This is a genomic window from Vibrio marisflavi CECT 7928, assembly GCF_921294215.1.
Classification (GTDB): Bacteria; Pseudomonadota; Gammaproteobacteria; order Enterobacterales; family Vibrionaceae; genus Vibrio; species Vibrio marisflavi.
This window is the reverse complement of the sequence record NZ_CAKLDM010000002.1, coordinates 438690-454891: the sequence shown is the minus strand read 5'-3', so window position 1 is coordinate 454891 and position 16202 is coordinate 438690. Positions and strand designations below refer to the sequence as shown.

General features: G+C 42.4%; 17 protein-coding genes. 10 read left to right on the top strand and 7 right to left on the bottom strand.

The genetic code is table 11. The annotated features are described in order from the left end of the window. The first annotated feature begins 100 nt into the window (after positions 1–100). From ybeD to L7A31_RS08795, 7 genes are all read left to right on the top strand, one after another. On the top strand, positions 101–379 hold the full coding sequence (ybeD, locus tag L7A31_RS08825) for a DUF493 family protein YbeD (protein ID WP_237361144.1): 279 nt from the start codon (positions 101–103) through the stop codon (positions 377–379). A gap of 154 nt (positions 380–533) precedes the next feature. Then, positions 534–1187: a lipoyl(octanoyl) transferase LipB gene (gene lipB / locus L7A31_RS08820; protein WP_237361143.1), complete on the top strand. Its 654-nt coding sequence runs from the start codon at positions 534–536 to the stop codon at positions 1185–1187. Continuing rightward, the gene (lipA, locus tag L7A31_RS08815) at positions 1180–2145 is read left to right on the top strand and encodes a lipoyl synthase (RefSeq protein ID WP_237361142.1); all 966 of its coding nucleotides are present in this window, start codon (positions 1180–1182) and stop codon (positions 2143–2145) included. Before lipB ends, lipA begins: the two co-directional genes overlap by 8 nt. 164 nt (positions 2146–2309) lie before the next feature. Next, a complete protein-coding gene (locus L7A31_RS08810) occupies positions 2310–2636 on the top strand; it encodes a hypothetical protein (RefSeq protein ID WP_237361141.1) in 327 nt (108 codons plus the stop codon). A 181-nt stretch (positions 2637–2817) separates the two neighbouring features. Next, the gene (locus L7A31_RS08805; protein WP_237361140.1) at positions 2818–3561 is read left to right on the top strand and encodes a transporter substrate-binding domain-containing protein; all 744 of its coding nucleotides are present in this window, start codon (positions 2818–2820) and stop codon (positions 3559–3561) included. Between the two features lie 306 nt (positions 3562–3867). Further along, positions 3868–4170, top strand: a complete 303-nt coding sequence (locus L7A31_RS08800; RefSeq protein WP_237361139.1) for a YerC/YecD family TrpR-related protein — start codon at positions 3868–3870, stop codon at positions 4168–4170. Between the two features lie 114 nt (positions 4171–4284). After that, the gene (locus L7A31_RS08795) at positions 4285–5703 is read left to right on the top strand and encodes an APC family permease (RefSeq protein ID WP_237361138.1); all 1419 of its coding nucleotides are present in this window, start codon (positions 4285–4287) and stop codon (positions 5701–5703) included. Between the two features lie 70 nt (positions 5704–5773). On the opposite strand, the gene L7A31_RS08790 is transcribed toward L7A31_RS08795, so the two are convergent. Beyond that, positions 5774–6196, bottom strand: coding sequence for an SRPBCC family protein (locus tag L7A31_RS08790; RefSeq protein WP_237361137.1), 423 nt, complete (start codon positions 6194–6196; stop codon positions 5774–5776). Between the two features lie 173 nt (positions 6197–6369). Continuing rightward, a complete protein-coding gene (glyA, locus tag L7A31_RS08785) occupies positions 6370–7620 on the bottom strand; it encodes a serine hydroxymethyltransferase (protein WP_237361136.1) in 1251 nt (416 codons plus the stop codon). A 326-nt stretch (positions 7621–7946) separates the two neighbouring features. Here glyA and L7A31_RS08780 point away from each other — a divergent pair, with 326 nt between their 5' ends. Continuing rightward, entirely contained in the window at positions 7947–8567 is a 621-nt protein-coding gene (locus L7A31_RS08780; RefSeq protein WP_237363538.1) for a YitT family protein, read from the top strand. A 155-nt stretch (positions 8568–8722) separates the two neighbouring features. Then, entirely contained in the window at positions 8723–8977 is a 255-nt protein-coding gene (locus L7A31_RS08775) for a hypothetical protein (protein ID WP_237361135.1), read from the top strand. Positions 8978–9020: 43 nt separating this feature from the next. Here L7A31_RS08775 and L7A31_RS08770 read toward each other — a convergent pair whose 3' ends face one another. From L7A31_RS08770 to L7A31_RS08760, 3 genes are all read right to left on the bottom strand, one after another. Further along, positions 9021–9662, bottom strand: coding sequence for a histidine phosphatase family protein (locus L7A31_RS08770; RefSeq protein WP_237361134.1), 642 nt, complete (start codon positions 9660–9662; stop codon positions 9021–9023). Positions 9663–9688: 26 nt separating this feature from the next. Beyond that, complete coding sequence (locus L7A31_RS08765) at positions 9689–10513, bottom strand: 3-deoxy-manno-octulosonate cytidylyltransferase (protein WP_237361133.1); 825 nt, start codon at positions 10511–10513, stop codon at positions 9689–9691. Positions 10514–10607: 94 nt separating this feature from the next. Then, positions 10608–11948 carry a glutamine synthetase family protein gene (locus tag L7A31_RS08760; protein ID WP_237361132.1) on the bottom strand — a complete coding sequence of 447 codons (1341 nt, stop codon included), beginning with the start codon at positions 11946–11948 and terminating at the stop codon, positions 10608–10610. A 170-nt stretch (positions 11949–12118) separates the two neighbouring features. On the opposite strand from L7A31_RS08760, the gene L7A31_RS08755 reads away from it, so the two are divergent. Continuing rightward, positions 12119–13876 (top strand): bifunctional lysophospholipid acyltransferase family protein/GNAT family N-acetyltransferase, encoded by a 1758-nt coding sequence (locus L7A31_RS08755; RefSeq protein WP_237361131.1) that lies wholly within the window; start codon positions 12119–12121, stop codon positions 13874–13876. 98 nt (positions 13877–13974) lie between these two features. Here the strand turns inward: L7A31_RS08755 and L7A31_RS08750 are convergent, their stop codons facing one another. After that, complete coding sequence (locus tag L7A31_RS08750) at positions 13975–14775, bottom strand: ParA family protein (protein ID WP_237361130.1); 801 nt, start codon at positions 14773–14775, stop codon at positions 13975–13977. Between the two features lie 112 nt (positions 14776–14887). Further along, positions 14888–16108: a multidrug effflux MFS transporter gene (locus L7A31_RS08745; RefSeq protein WP_237361129.1), complete on the bottom strand. Its 1221-nt coding sequence runs from the start codon at positions 16106–16108 to the stop codon at positions 14888–14890. Between the last annotated feature and the right edge of the window lie 94 nt (positions 16109–16202).

Here is a 16202-nt window from a genome sequence, read left to right as displayed (position 1 = left end):
TACGGGAAGAAAGTCTCTGACTTCTCTTCCCCTTGAGATCGAGTCTAATTGGCAGTACTATTGCGCCCTTGTTACTATCGATATTGTTGGAGCCTCTATAATGTTGAACATTAATTCAGACGCTAAATTGAAAGATCTGCTCGAATTTCCTTGCTCATTTACTTACAAGGTTATGGGGCATGCTAAACCTGAATTGACAGAAAAAGTGCTCGAAGTAATCCAACGACACGCACCTGGCGACTATAGCCCAACGCTAAAACCAAGTGCAAAAGGTAACTATCACTCTGTTTCTATTAATATCACAGCAACATCTATCGAACAGGTTGAAACTCTGTACAAAGAACTTGGTGAAATAGATATCGTAAGAATGGTTCTGTAACCAAGCTTATAGCCTAAAGAATTTTAGAAAAGCAGCGCAAGCTGCTTTTTTATTAGCTAAAGAAAGTTATTGCATAAAGTAGCTCCTAAGCTGCAATCCATTTATAATGCGAAATCTTTGTAGTTGTATTGGCTTTTGCCAAAGGAAATTGGGTATGCAAGACCAACTGATTGTGAAAAAACTTGGCCGACAAGATTATCTTCCTGTCTGGAAAGCCATGCATGAATTCACTGACAATCGAAATGAAGACAGTCTCGATGAAGTTTGGTTAGTTGAACACAACCCAGTCTTTACTCAAGGCCAAGCCGGTAAAGCCGAGCACGTTTTAGCGCCCGGAGACATTCCCGTGGTGCAAAGTGATCGCGGAGGCCAAGTAACCTATCATGGCCCCGGCCAATTAGTTGCGTATTTTTTGATTAATTTAAGGCGTAAAAAGCTAGGAGTGAGAGATTTAGTCACTCATATCGAAAACATCGTAATTGATACTCTGAAGTCGTATAATATCGAATCTAATGCTAGGCCAGATGCGCCTGGTGTTTACGTAAATAACAAGAAAATTTGTTCTTTAGGGCTACGCATCCGCAAAGGCTGTTCTTTTCACGGCCTTGCGCTTAACGTCAATATGGACCTATCCCCTTTCCAACGCATTAACCCTTGCGGCTATGAAGGTATGGAAATGGTACAAGTTAGCCAGCTTGGCGGCCCTGATTCATTAGAAGCTGTAGAGCAGCAGCTTATACAAGAGCTCGTATCAATGCTCAACTACGAGCACGTTGAATTTATTACAGAAGCAAATAATCATGAGTAAACCAATCCAGATGGAGAAAGGCGTAAAATACCGTGACGCCGATAAAATGGCACTGATTCCTGTGAAGAACATGCCAACGGAGCAAAAAGAAGTACTTCGTAAACCGGAATGGATGAGAATAAAGCTCCCAGCAGACAGTCAGCGAATTCAAGATATCAAATCAGCAATGCGCAAAAATAACCTTCACTCTGTTTGTGAAGAAGCTTCTTGCCCAAACCTTGCTGAGTGTTTTAACCACGGCACTGCAACCTTTATGATTTTGGGTGCGATTTGTACTCGCCGCTGCCCATTCTGCGACGTTGCTCATGGCCGTCCACTCGCTCCAGAAGCTAACGAACCACAAAAGCTCGCTCAAACAATCAAAGATATGAAGCTTAAATATGTGGTGATCACTTCTGTTGACCGTGATGATTTACGTGATGGCGGTGCTGAGCACTTTGCCAACTGTAATAAAGAGATTCGTGCACTCAACCCTGAAATCCGTATTGAAACACTAGTACCTGATTTCCGTGGTCGCATGGACACTGCGCTTGAACTTCTAAAAGACAATCCACCAGATGTCTTCAACCACAACCTAGAAACTGCGCCTCGCCTATACCGCAAAGCTAGACCGGGAGCGAACTACAAGTGGTCACTAAATTTGCTGAAGAAGTTTAAAGAACAGCATCCAGACGTTCCAACTAAATCAGGCTTGATGATGGGGCTGGGTGAAACGAAAGAAGAAATCGTCGAAGTATTGAAAGACCTACGCGAACATGGTGTAACTATGCTAACACTAGGCCAATATCTAGCGCCTAGCCGCCATCACCTGCCAGTAGAACGTTACGTTCCACCAGCTGAGTTTGAAGAGCTTAAAGAAATCGCTTTGGAGCTTGGGTTTACTCATGCAGCATGTGGTCCGTTTGTGCGTTCTTCTTATCACGCAGACCTTCAAGCTAAAGGGGAAGAGGTCAAGTAACCTACTCCGCTAGCTCAAAGAGAAGAAGCAGAATTTCTCGCTTCTTCTCTTCAAAATGCTAACAGCCCCGAAAACACTCTCCCCGTTTCTTGAATATATTTATATTGTTCTATACGCTAAGCTAAATAACTTATTGTGAAATTGCGAATAGCTAAGGATTAGCGATGAACAAAATTGGATTTTTAGCCTTCATTACTTCAGCTCTCCTTGTAGGTTGCTCATCAAATACTCAGGAAGACAACTACCGTGAAGCCTCATTTGAACTCTGCAACACAGAAGTAAAAGTATACTCCGTTAGTGAAGATGGCCGCGTTCGAATAGTCTGTTCCGACGGTTCTAAGTTTGCTCTGAAGGACGAAAAGACATTGGAAACAATGAAAGACATCAACGTGGAGTACTGTCACGGGGAAGGACTAGGGAAATTCAATGAAAGCCGCAAGTACTATACGTTTAAGTGCAAATCAGGAACTATGCTAAGCATTTCAAAATAACCCCTTCTCGCATATTGTTAATTAAAGGTGTGTTTCGGTTGAACACACCTTTTGTACATTCTTCGCTAAACAAATCCAATAATTTATCCCTGACCCAATAACTCCTGTCTATAATTTTGTTAGTACGGCTAGTGTAATTGCTACCATACGGCAACCTATTGACTCATGGAGGAGTATTTAGATGGATATTAAATCTTGCACTCGGTTATTAGCACCTATTCTGTTATTTTTCTCAATTCAGGTAAATTCCACTACGTTGACAGCCGCTCAGGATCCTTGGCCACCATTTGTCACTGAGAAAAGCAGTTTAGGTAATGGTATTTCAATTGACTTACTCAAAGCAGCAATGAAAACACAAGGATACGAAATAGACTTCAAGATTCTCCCATGGTCTCGCGCATTAGATGAAGTCTCCAAAGGCCGAATAGACCTACTGCCCGCTACTTGGTTTACCCAAGAGCGAACGAAGTTCTTACTCTATAGCGAGCCTTATCTATCAAACGAGCTGACATTTATCAAACGAGCAGGCGACCCATTTGAATACTCCGGCTTAAGTAGTCTCGATGGGAAAGTAGTGGGTATTGTAAGAGGCTATGGATATGGCGATGCCTTCCTAAATGCAACCAACTTCAAAAAACCTGAAGCAGGTGACTTAGTTTCAAACCTGAAAAAGCTACTAGCGAAGCGTGTTGATTTAACACTTGAAGACAAATTAGTAGCACTATCGATTATGGAAAAGTCAGGACTGAATCAAAGTGAGTTCGCCTTTACCAAAAAGGCATTATCGGAAAATCCATTACATGTCACCTCAGGCACTGCCAACGCGAATGGCAAAACCTACATTGATGCATACAACAAAGGTTTAGCGGAAATAAAAGCCAATGGCACATTCGATGCCATCCTTTCAAAGTACGGTATTAAGTAATTGATATAAACCCTGTAGCCTTACGAAAAAGGTTATGGGGTTTACTTAAAATAATAGCCAGCGACTATCGTAGGTAATACACAGCCATTTGTAGTGTGCATTGCTGACTTTAAATAATCTCACAAGATATATAACTATCAATGAATCAAAGCAAGATTGACAAAAAAAGCTCAATATCAAATAGCTAGAAACTATCACTCCCTCTAGGGCTACAGAAGTATCCACCGAACAGCATACAAAACTGTTGTCTATATCACTATAGTGTATTAACATGCTAGCACAGTAAAACACCCAAGCTATATTATAGTGAAAGATACAGATAAACTTGCTGAAGAACTTTACAGCGCAATCGCGCAGTTAAACTCCGCTGAAGAAACCAAGCTTTTTTTGACAGACCTTTGTACGCCTCAAGAAATTCATGGCATGGCTGAAAGGTGGCGTGTGGCAACATGCCTTAAGCAAGAGATGTCTTATCGTGAAATTTCAGCTAAAACGGGTGTCAGTGTCACCACTGTGGGAAGAGTTGCAAGAGCACTCAATTATGGTGAAGGTGGCTATGAACTATTGCTTGATCGCGTTGAGCAAGCTCACTCAGACAAAGAGTCTTAGGCGCAGAAGCTCCAGTCGTTAACTTCAACAATAGAACACCTTCAAGCTATGCAATCAAGGATGAGTGCAAAGGCCAAAAGAGCCAGTTAGCTTAACTTTGATGGTATGGTTTAAATGATAACAAATCGTAAAAATAAAAAAGCACTTAGCGTCTTTTCATTAGTCATGATCAACGTGATTGCGGTAGATAGCTTACGCTCATTGCCAATCAGCGCGGAATATGGCCTTTCACTAATATTTTATTATATTGCCGGCGCTATTTTCTTTATGATCCCAAGCGCTTTAGCTGCGGCAGATATGTCGACAGGTTGGCCACAAGATGGCGGAATCTACGTATGGGTTCGTGAAGCATTCGGTAAAAAGGCCGCATTTGTCGTTGCTTGGATTCTATGGCTCTATAACATCATTTGGTTTCCAACCATTCTTTCATTCCTAGCATCAACTTTCTTCTATATCGTTGATCCTAGTTTAGCAACTGACAAAACTATGATTTTCGTCGCCATTACTATTATGTTCTGGCTGGCAACGCTTGCAAATTGCTTTGGTATGCGAGTTTCTGGACTAATTAGCACACTAGGCTCTATCTTTGGCACTATTTTACCTATGCTGCTCATCATCATTTTAGCGGCCGGCTGGGTAATGGCAGGCAAGCATGTAGCAATTAACTTTAGCTGGAATGATGCCCTTCCAGATATGAGCAACCTAAACAACCTCGCTATTTTATCTGGAATGCTATTTGGTCTTGTGGGCATGGAAATGTCTGCAATTCACGCACAAGATGTCGAAAACCCTAAGAAGGACTACCCAAGAGCTCTTCTTTACTCAACAGTGTTAATTCTATTCTGTTCGGTCCTAGGCTCACTCGCTGTCGCAATCGTGATCCCTCAAGATCAAATTAACCTGTCTTCGGCTGTCATCACCTCTTTCTCAATCTTTTTTGCCAGCTACAAAATGTCTTGGATGATGCCAATTATCATGGTGTGCATTATTCTTGGCGGTTTCTCCGGCGTGTCGGCGTGGATTCTTGGTCCAGGTAAATGTATCCGTCAAGCAAGTGAAGATGGCAGCGCACCGAAGTTTTTAGCGAAAAGTTCTAAAAACGGAGCGCCAATTGCAATCCTGATGGTACAGGGCATTATCTTTACTGGCCTTGCGATGTTGTTCTTGTACTTCCCTGGCTTTAATGCTTCTTACTGGTTATTGAGTGCCATGACTGCGCAGCTATCTGTAATTTTTTATCTGTTCTTGTTCGCTGCTTTAATCAAGCTAAAAGTATCTCAGCCTGACGTTCCACGTGGCTATTCAATTCCAGGCGGAGTAATAGGTACAAGCATCGTTGGCGGCATCGGCATCATTACCTGCCTTTTTGTACTCGCGATGGGCTTCTTACCTCCATCACAAATTACGATCATGAGTAAGACAGCTTACGAAGCAATTTTGATTGGCGGTACAGTGTTAGTATGTGTTATTCCACTACTTATACCTTCCGCTACATCAAAAGCGAAAAAGCAACAGGTAGCTTCCAACAGTTAAAAGACGTTGGTCATTCAATACAAACTTTTGGGCAAGTGTACTACACACTTGCCCTTTTTATTGGAAGGCGTTAATGGATATTTTTACGCATCGCGTCAAGCAATGCAGAATAGATAGGGTTACAAAACTCAGCAACTTCAGACTCGTTTTTCGAGCGATAAGACGAGCTCCATTCAACCAGAGTTCCTTCTGGAACCTCTGTTAACTGGACAATACCAATATAGTCTTTGACAGCATCATGAGAAACCGGCCCGGGACCATCTTCAATACGGTAAGAAAAGCGATGATGATAATTATCGTAGTCAATTAATGTCTCGTGAAAAGCATTATTCAATATACGCTTAGCACCCACTTGATGCCCTTCAATTGCTCCAACTTTCTCAACTGATGTGATAACACCTTCTGCCCAACCCATATTGTGAAAATCACTTACCGCTTGCCACACTTCTTCAATCGGCCTGTTAACGGCAATTCTGTTATAGCACTTACCCATACCTCGACTCCTTAAGGTGCCAACATCTTAATAAACTTTTGGAATACACCTTTACTAATTTTAGGCCATTGAGCCTTTGAGATACTCGGAAAAAGGTCTGTGTATTAAAAACGAGAAAAGGCGAGCAAATGCTCACCTTTTGAAGTCTTCGAGTTTCGAAAAGTATTTAGCTATTACGCGTAAACAGGTAGACGCTTACAGATCTCTAGAACTTTCGCTTTAGTTGCTTCGATAACTTTTTCGTCTTCAACGTTATCTAGAACATCACACATCCAGTTCGCTAACTCTTTTGCATCAGCTAAAGAGAAGCCGCGACGAGTAATCGCTGGAGTACCAACACGGATACCAGATGTTACGAACGGGCTGCGAGGATCGTTAGGCACTGAGTTCTTGTTTACAGTAATATTCGCTGCACCAAGCGCTGCGTCCGCTTCTTTACCTGTGATGTTTTTATCAATCAGGTCAACAAGGAACAAGTGGTTTTCAGTTGAGTTAGAAACAATTTTGTAACCGCGCTCTTGGAATTGAGCAACCATTGCTTTTGCATTTTCTACTACGCGAGCTTGGTACTCTTTGAACTCTGGTTCCATTGCTTCTTTAAAGGCTACCGCTTTCGCTGCGATAACGTGCATTAGAGGACCACCTTGACCACCAGGGAAAACAGCTGAATTCAGCTTCTTGTACATGTCCTCACCTGCGTTTGAAAGAATCAAACCACCACGAGGACCTGCTAGCGTTTTGTGAGTAGTTGTCGTTACAACGTGAGCATGTGGTACTGGTGTTGGGTATACGCCTGCTGCAATCAAGCCAGCAACGTGCGCCATATCAACGAAAAGGTAAGCGTCAACTTTGTCAGCAATCTCACGCATACGAGCCCAGTCTACAACCTGAGAGTATGCTGAGAAGCCACCAATGATCATTTTTGGCTTGTGCTCAAGAGCAAGTTGCTCCATCTCGTCGTAGTTAATTTGACCTGCTTCATCAATACCGTAAGGAATCACGTTGTAATGCTTACCAGAAAAGTTTACTGGAGAGCCGTGAGTTAAGTGGCCACCGTGAGCCAAGCTCATGCCCAGAACAGTATCACCTGGGTTTAATAGCGCCATATATACCGCGCTGTTAGCTTGTGAGCCAGAGTGTGGCTGTACGTTAGCGTACTCACATTCAAATAGCTTACATGCACGATCAATTGCTAAAGCTTCTGCCTTGTCGACATACTCACAACCACCGTAGTAGCGCTTTCCAGGATAACCTTCAGCATACTTGTTAGTAAGCTGAGAACCTTGAGCTTCCATTACACGTGGGCTTGTGTAGTTTTCAGAAGCGATAAGTTCGATGTGCTCTTCTTGGCGAAGAGTTTCTTCTTGGATAGCTGCAAATAGCTCCGCGTCGTAACTCGCGATATTCATATCACGCTTTAGCATTTGTATCTCCTGATTGAGAATGTACTTAAAATCACAAAAAACCACACTGTGACTAGAGCCTAAAATGGGTTAAAAGTACCGCAATAGACCCACGCAAACGTTTTCGTCATGGTTATGGCGCGCATTCTACATAATTTGATCTGCCTCATAAAGAGGAAATTACAGTTTTATTTGTAGAGTCCACTGTCAATTTTGTGCTTTACACCCCGTAAAACACGAATTACATAGGTTTACCTTAATTTTCCCGCTTGCGCTACCACTATGGTCGGCTTTTTTCTAATATGCGTGGAATTTTTTTACTAGGACTTACAAACCTTTTTTCAGATATGGAAAAGCATTCAAAACACGAAGATTGGGTTGCCATCTTAACAGGCACGTTTTTAGTCGCACAAGGCGTATTCTTTTTACAATCAGCTCATTTACTTACAGGTGGCACCGCCGGTCTCGCGCTACTATTTAGCCAACTGTCAGGCATTCAATTCGGTCAGCTGTATTTCCTCCTCAACTGCCCTTTCTATCTTTTAGCGTGGAAACGATTTGGCTCTCGATTCGCTATTAACAGTGTCATTTCGGGTGGGTTGGTCTCAATTATTTCCGATCACCTGACTACGTTTATAACGCTAAGCAATATCAGCCCTGTTTACTGTGCTATTTCTGGCGGGTTACTTATGGGACTGGGAATGCTTATCTTATTTAGGCACCAATCGAGTCTGGGTGGCTTCAATGTTTTGTGCCTCTATATCCAAGACAAACTCGGTATATCAGTGGGGAAAGTTCAGGTAATGATTGATATGTGCATCCTTTTTGCGTCGTTCTTTTTTACCTCACCAAAGCTTATTGCCTTATCCGTTTTTGGAGCAATCATACTGAATCTAGTGTTAGCAATGAACCATAAGCCTACTCGTTACCAAGTACGATATCTAAAGAAAGCAACATCAAACGATTAGCGGTATCGCTATCGATTACTGACATACGGAACAGTGCACCTATAGAGTAAAAGCTTACTGAGAGGAACCTCACTAACTTGATGGATTCGGCTGCTAATTGTATATTTTTTATGTAAATATACGAATTGAAAAGACGAAAAGCATTGGACGCTAAAATGAATAAAAATAAGAAATTCACTTTGAAAGTCATTCAAAAAGAAGATTCAGGCGAAGGGAAATGCCTAGGTTCATCGGATGACATCGACCGAAAATCTGCACTCTATCAGTGGCTAATCACTAAGCGCGATAAAGGCATCACTCCATTCTTTTTAGCATTGTGTGACGAGAATGATGACTGCATCGATGCCAAGTATATTCCTATCGAAGAAGTGCGTACGATCTTAAAAGACTGGGGACACGTTTCCGACTAACGGAGCCGTCTCCCCACAATTAATGCATATCTTAAAAGTGCGGCTAGCTAGCGGGCTTCACTGCCCAACTCATGCAACGCCACTGCTTATCACCACTTTCGTCATACTCGAAAATACAGATCCCGCCTGTTGGTACTTTTAAGCTTTGATATTCAAACTCTGTGTCCAATATATTGCTAAAACGCATCAGTCCATTGCTACTCACAAGTAGAGCTGTTTTACCTGAATACTCATCGGCAATATGTTGAGCAAGCTTCACCCACTCTTTTTTTAGCTGATTGGGATCGACCAACCAACCATCTGGCACAATTGCATTCTGGTTCCAGTTATCAATGACAGCTTTGCCTTTCTCTTCATTGCCAGCTCCTAGCCTCGACATAACTTCTTGTTCTGGTTTGTTTTCATCGGGGCCATAATCAATTTCGTTAAGAAAATGACATTCAGAAACCTGCGACGCATCAAAACCAACTTGGCTACAAATGATGTCAGCCGTCTGCTTATGACGTTTCAATGGGCCAGATAAAACCACATCTGGTAGCAAATTGTTTTGTTTTAGATAATTACCGACAGCTTCACTTCTAGCTGATTCAACTAAGTCTAAATCTGTTCTGGCGCCTACTCTTGTTGGTGTTTGAGAAGGTAGAAAAGTATTACCATGTCTTGCGATGATTAATCTTGTTGTCATTGTTTTGGTACTTTTAGTTGGCTAACTTACAATTGCTCAATATCAAACTCGCCATTTTCGGCAATAATTTTCTCTGCGCGCTGAATATCTTCTGGGCTATCGACACCACTCATACCATCACGACCTTGATAACTGACTTCTACCATTTTTACTGGTATCGCATTTTCAATAAAGCGCATTTGCTCCAGGCCTTCACATTTTTCGTAGTGGCTTTCTTCCATCGATAGATAAGCTTTCAAAGCATCGAAAGTGTAACCATACAGACCGATATGTCTTAGCACTGGAGAAAACTCTGTTTCACCTTTCCACTGCTCTTCTTTACGAATCGCAGGAATAATATTTTTGCTAAAGCTTAATGCACACATATTCTTGGCAACTTGCACCGTAGTACCACTAAATGGCGTCACCTGCTTTACTTCTCGCAAGGTATCCAGCTCAGGCCAAGTTAATCGAACGAATGGTGTAAACACTTCTCCAACATCAGATTGGCTCCAAGAGTCAATCAAAGACTGAATAAACCAAGGCGGACAAAGTGGGTTATCACCCTGCAAGTTAATGATAAAGTCAGGCTGATAATCCAATTTTTCAATCAGATCAAAACAACGCTCGGTGCCGCTTTTGCAATGCTCGGACGTATACTGAAAATCAATGTTATGCTGCTCACACAGCTCACCAATCTGCTCGTTATCTGTAGCAACAACAAAACGGCAGTGTTCATTTGAAAGACAAACATCCTGCGCAATATCTGCCACTCGAAGAAGCATTTCTCGACCAGCAATTTTGAGTAATGGCTTTCCGGGTAAACGAGTACTACCAAAGCGCGCAGGGATAACGATAAGTATTTTTTTCATTGAATTCATTCCGAGTTTGAACTTTCGGCGAATACATTCGCACTGACAAGTTAAGCGCATGAGTATAACACAGCACCATGCTCTCTAGAGTCAATTAATATCGTTCAAGCAACAGCTGTACTTCTTCATCGAAACTAAGCGAATTAATATGATCCCACTCGGCCTTTCGTATTGAGTAGAAAGCTTGATGCTGTTTATTACCGAGACAGTTTTTTAGCAAATCACTACGTTGATATTCTGACACAGCTTCGAGCAATGTGATTGGTAGTCGATTGATATTGAGGCTGTTACGCTGCTCATCAGTCAGTAAGCCGGGATCTTGGTTATATGGCTTAGGCAACTCGCGTTTGTGCTCAATACCATCTAATCCAGCAGCAATAACTACACCCATGGCTAAGTAAGGGTTGGCAGACGCATCCATTGTTTTCAACTCGAACCGAGAGGGATGTTGATCATCTCCCGCTACTCTCAAAGCAGATTCTCGATTTTGCTCACCCCAACTACAATACGCTCCACTCCAATAATGAGGTAAAAAGCGCCGATAGGAATTCACACTTGGGGCAGTAACAGCCATCAAGGCTGGCAAGTGATGCAGTATACCTGCCATAAAGCCCTGCGTTTCTCTACCTAAGTGATAAGCACCGTTCGCATCAAACACAATGTTTGTATCGTCTTGCCAAAGGCTTAAGTTGAGGTGACATCCACTACCCGCAGCTTCTTTATATGGTTTAGGCAAAAAGCTTGCTGACAATCCACAGTTAAGTGCTGCTGCCTTAACGCTCTGTCGGAAGAGGATATTGTTGTCAGCACTATTGAGTACATCACTGTGCATCAGAGAAACTTCAAGCTGGCCCGGCGCTGACTCTGCATGGATAAGATTTATCTCGATTCCCTGCGCGTCCAGATACTCAACGATCACATTGATTACTTCATCAGCAACATCGAGAGCGCTGGATTGTGCGTATATACTACTATCGAGCGACGATTCTGTAAGAACTCGCCGGGAATCATTGTAAAATAGGACAAACTCAAACTCCTGCCCAACTTTTATCTCTAGGCCTGCTGTTTTCGCTCGTTCCAGCATGGTCTTCAAAAAACTTCTTGGGCAGTGCTCCCAAGGCTTATCTTGATCATACATATCACACATAACACTCGCGTGAGTAGGCGCATAAGGTAACAACTGTAAACTAGACCAATCCGGCATTAATCGAATTTCACCAACAGGGGAAAGCCCTGCCTCATTGGCTACAACAGTATCAAACATGGCTGGCTGAGCTTGCGCTGCCTTTGTTAAGCCAACGCCTTTCTCAGCATAGTGATCTATTCTCTCAAGAGGTACCGCTTTAGAACGGATCATATTCGCGTTGTCACAATATTGAAAGCGAATAAATCGAACACCTGCGCGAGTCAATCGCTCCTTGATTTGTTCTATCATAGCTAAACTCCCTTTCTGAAAGACGATTCTAACTTATCACAGAGCATATTATTCTCTGTTAGTTGTCACTGAATTTTCACAATTAATTCACCACTTCATCATTTTTCAGATTTCTAACTGTCATAGAAGCTTTATAGGATTGCCGATGCTATAAACAAGCAGAGGTTATTATGGATATGACGAGTCCGTTTCGTTTAACACGAAAAACCCCATTTGGAATCGGTGAAAATCTCACTGAATGGGCCACTGGTTTAAGTCAACTGGATAGGTTCTATGCTGAGCGCCCTATCGGCTGTGATACAAAAGCTTTTCTTCGTTACACATTAGAAACTCTGGGTATCCAGTACCATATCAATAGCGGTCTATTGTCAGAAGTACCTTCTCACGGGCCAACTGTCATCGTCGCCAACCACCCTTTAGGTTGTGTAGAAGGCGTCATATTGGCGGAGCTGCTTCTCATGATTCGACCTGACGTAAAGGTTCTAGCTAACTACCACCTCAAATCCATCCCTGAACTTGATGATCTGTTCATCGGAGTTGATGTATTTGACAGCCAAGATGCACATAAAGCGAACTTACATGCTTATCGTGAAGCGAAAACACACCTGAAAGAAGGTGGGTTGCTGCTAATGTTTCCAGCCGGTGAAGTCTCACAAATGATCGACCGGAAAACCAAACGTCTTGAAGACAAAGAATGGAGCCGATCAGTCAGTGCGTTTATTAAGGGTAGCAAGGCTACTACCGTACCAATTTTCGTACGCGGCACAAACTCCAAGAGTTTTTACATGGCTGGCAAAGTTCACCCTATGCTAAGAACGCTCATGTTGGGGCGTGAGCTACTAAACAAAACACGCCAACCAATTGAGATATCGATTGGGGAAGCGATTAAGTATAAAGAAGTAAATAAGCTTACTGATGGGCAGATAGTCAGCTACTTGAGGCTTAACACCTACTTACTAAATCGCTCTCAAAACCTTATTCAAAAGCCAGAACTTAGTACAAACAAGGAATCCGCTATTGCTCCCGCTTTACCTTTATCGAATATTTTGGATGACTTACAACACCTACCACAAGAACATCACCTGCTTAGCAGTGGTGAGTTCGAAGTGTACTGTACTACAGCCAATCACATTCCTTCGATTCTGCACGAAATTGGCCGTTTAAGAGAGATAAACTTTCGAGCTGTTGGTGAAGGGACAGGTGAAACTCTCGACATTGATGAGTTTGACAAACATTACCGCCATCTGTTTGTTTGGGACAATCAAAATCAGCAACTGGTTGGAGCTTACCGCTTAGGCGTTGTCGAACAAATACTGGACAGCAAAGGCGTAAACGGGCTCTACTCTAGAACTCTTTTTCACTACGATCACCGTTTTCTTAACAAAATGGGAAAAGCAGTCGAGTTAGGTCGCTCTGTCATTGCTGCTCCCTATCAAAAAAGTATGAATGCATTGCTATTACTTTGGAAAGGCATTGCAAGTTTCATCAACCAAAATCCAGAATACACTCACCTATTTGGTCCAGTAAGTATCAGTAACGATTACAGTGAGCAGGCAAGGCAGCTTTTGGCTGACACAATGACACTCCACTATTACGACAATGATAGTGCGAACTACGTTGAAGCCTCCAACCCTCTAAAGTCACAGCAATCGTTATGGAATACCAGCTTACTCACCGCACTTAGCGATCTACAGTTGCTATCGAGAGTAATTGCCAGAATAGACGATGGAAAAGGCGTTCCTGTCTTGTTGAGACAGTATTTGGCATTAAATGGGAAACTAGTCAGCTTTAACGTCGATCCTGAATTCAATAGCGCTCTTGATGGACTGATTGTGGTCGATCTCAGAAGCGTTCCTGCGAAAACGTTAGGCCGTTACATGGGCTCAACCGAAGCTCAACAGTACCTGTCATATCACTCGATTGATTGAAGATATTCGCTTAACTAAGCTCAGACTAAAAGAGCAGCAATACCTATGGGACTGCTGCTCTTTTCTATTTTACTGAAACATTCGCCTAAAACACTTGATTAGCTTGCTGCTTTCACTTTTTCTGCTGCTTTAGCTACTTCTAATTTGGAGAATAACTCAATGAAGCTTTGGGTTAACTTATGCTTTGGGTGGCTAAATATCATTGGCGATTGCTCAAAATGAGACTCTTTCATCTTCACTGATTGTGGTAAATATGGTTCTAATACTGGCAGGCCCAATGCTTTTACCGACTCAATGATTTGCTGAGGAAAGCGCGCTTGTGAGTTGTACATGTTGACAACAATACCTTCTAGTTCAAGATCACGATTATGATCATCTCTCAGCTCAGCCAAGTTATCTAGCAACGTCATAAGAGCTTGCTGAGAGAAACTGTCACAATCAAACGGGATCAACAAGCGCTGCGCCGCAATTAACCCAGCTTTGCTATAAAAGTTCAGGTTTGGTGGAGAGTCGATAAAAATGCAGTCGTAATTCGGTTGCAGTTCGTCTAGTGCTTCTCTGAGCTTATAAATTTTGTATCGGCGTTCTAAATCATTTTCCATAGCCGCCAATCTAGGGCTCGAAGGAATCACGTCTAGGTTTTCATGCGCAGTTTTATGAGGGAAATCTTTGATTGGAGTGGAAAAGGAGAACCATGAAGAGGTTTGATCAAATAAGTCAGCAATGGTTTTATCACTTTTCTGTTGGATATCATAGCCAAGATAGTGACTGCTATTTCCTTGAACATCTAAGTCAATAACAAGTGTTTTCAACCCCATACTGGCACTAACTGCCGCCAAATTGACCGTAATACTAGACTTTCCTACCCCACCTTTTTGGTTAAAAACTATTGTGCGCATTTACCTTGCCTCCTAGAACTTTCTATATGTCATTCATTGTATAGAAACTCTGTTCGTTTCTCCATTCCGGTTAAGCTTAGCGCACAATGCCTAGTTCAAAGCATCTATTTGTTCAACCGTGTGACTTTTGCAATACTCTTCGTTTCTGAGTGCTATTTTTTGACCATGCGACCATAACTAATATTACAGATACACACATGAAGAACCAACTCAAATGGACTGAGGAAGGTACGCAAAATGAAAGGAACAAAGTACCAATCACACTACCAACACCATAGCGTATACACGCTAGTACAGCACTCGCAGATCCCGAGATTGATTTGTACTTTTGCATTGCAAGAGAGATTGAAGGGCCAAAGCAAAAAGCTACACCCCAAAAGAGTAGCCAAGAAGGCACAATAAACGTGATTGCGTTTTTCTCAATGAATAAGTTAGCCAGAAGCATAGTGAGCGAGCCTAGCAGCATAAAACTCGTGCCAACCAAAATCGAGCGGTGGCTGCCTAATCGGTCAATAAACTTGTTTGCACACAAAGCTCCGATCGTAAACATCAAAGCGCAAGTAGAGAAAGCGACACCGTACATAGCTTGGCTAACATGGTATTGCTCAATCAAAATAAACGGTGAAATACTACTCAAAGTGAAGAATAACAATACGCTCGCCGTGCTAAACAAGCTATAACTCATCAAGTGACTATCCAGAACTATATCCCGATAATTTTTTAGGATCTGGCCAAAGTGGCTCGGCGCTTTCCCACTAGATGTATCTTCAACAAACAAGAGCGCTACAAATAGTGACACTGTGCCAAACACAGAAAGTGCAACAAACGCAGCTCTAAAACTTGCAAAGTGTTGCTGTAACAACCCACCAATAATTGGCCCAACTATTGTCCCAAGAGTTGTTGCACTGGAAAGAATGCCAAAACCTTTAGCCGCTTCCTGCCCTTCATATTTGTCTCTGATAATCGCAAAGGCCGTCACCACCGCTGCCGACGCAGCCAGTCCTTGAAGTATACGGGCCGTAATCAAAACAGAAACATCTTGAGCAATACTACAAAATATCGATGCTAACGTGTAAATCAACATCGCAAGCATAGCAGCCTTTCTGCGGCCAAACCTGTCTGAAAGTGGGCCACTAACCAGCTGCCCTAACCCCATTGCAAGCGTATATGCCGTCATTGTTAGCTGAGCTTGTACGGTCGTACTCGATAGTGCTCGAGCCATGCTTGGCAGTGAAGGTGCATAAATGTCTAACGACAAAGTAATAAGTGCGACCATTGGTCCAATGATCAAGCAGACCAACGTCATGCTTTCTGGAAACTTTGCAAGCTTCATTGCACCTTCTCTTTTCTAAATAAGTTGCTTTATCTTAACTTAACAACAAAAATGCAAACAAAGAGCTTATTGCGAAAACACTGTTTCTTCACAG

Bases quoted from the DNA above. Each gene is read 5' to 3' on its own strand.
- L7A31_RS08750 (WP_237361130.1), bottom strand. From the start codon at position 14,775: ATGCGCACAATAGTTTTTAACCAAAAAGGTGGGGTAGGAAAGTCTAGT.
- ybeD (WP_237361144.1), top strand. From the start codon at position 101: ATGTTGAACATTAATTCAGACGCTAAATTGAAAGATCTGCTCGAATTT.
- L7A31_RS08810 (WP_237361141.1), top strand. From the start codon at position 2,310: ATGAACAAAATTGGATTTTTAGCCTTCATTACTTCAGCTCTCCTTGTA.
- L7A31_RS08795 (WP_237361138.1), top strand. From the start codon at position 4,285: ATGATAACAAATCGTAAAAATAAAAAAGCACTTAGCGTCTTTTCATTA.
- L7A31_RS08765 (WP_237361133.1), bottom strand. From the start codon at position 10,513: ATGAAAAAAATACTTATCGTTATCCCTGCGCGCTTTGGTAGTACTCGT.
- L7A31_RS08760 (WP_237361132.1), bottom strand. From the start codon at position 11,948: ATGATAGAACAAATCAAGGAGCGATTGACTCGCGCAGGTGTTCGATTT.
- L7A31_RS08745 (WP_237361129.1), bottom strand. From the start codon at position 16,108: ATGAAGCTTGCAAAGTTTCCAGAAAGCATGACGTTGGTCTGCTTGATC.
- L7A31_RS08755 (WP_237361131.1), top strand. From the start codon at position 12,119: ATGGATATGACGAGTCCGTTTCGTTTAACACGAAAAACCCCATTTGGA.
- L7A31_RS08790 (WP_237361137.1), bottom strand. From the start codon at position 6,196: ATGGGTAAGTGCTATAACAGAATTGCCGTTAACAGGCCGATTGAAGAA.
- L7A31_RS08775 (WP_237361135.1), top strand. From the start codon at position 8,723: ATGAATAAAAATAAGAAATTCACTTTGAAAGTCATTCAAAAAGAAGAT.
- lipB (WP_237361143.1), top strand. From the start codon at position 534: ATGCAAGACCAACTGATTGTGAAAAAACTTGGCCGACAAGATTATCTT.
- L7A31_RS08780 (WP_237363538.1), top strand. From the start codon at position 7,947: ATGGAAAAGCATTCAAAACACGAAGATTGGGTTGCCATCTTAACAGGC.
- lipA (WP_237361142.1), top strand. From the start codon at position 1,180: ATGAGTAAACCAATCCAGATGGAGAAAGGCGTAAAATACCGTGACGCC.
- L7A31_RS08805 (WP_237361140.1), top strand. From the start codon at position 2,818: ATGGATATTAAATCTTGCACTCGGTTATTAGCACCTATTCTGTTATTT.
- glyA (WP_237361136.1), bottom strand. From the start codon at position 7,620: ATGCTAAAGCGTGATATGAATATCGCGAGTTACGACGCGGAGCTATTT.
- L7A31_RS08770 (WP_237361134.1), bottom strand. From the start codon at position 9,662: ATGACAACAAGATTAATCATCGCAAGACATGGTAATACTTTTCTACCT.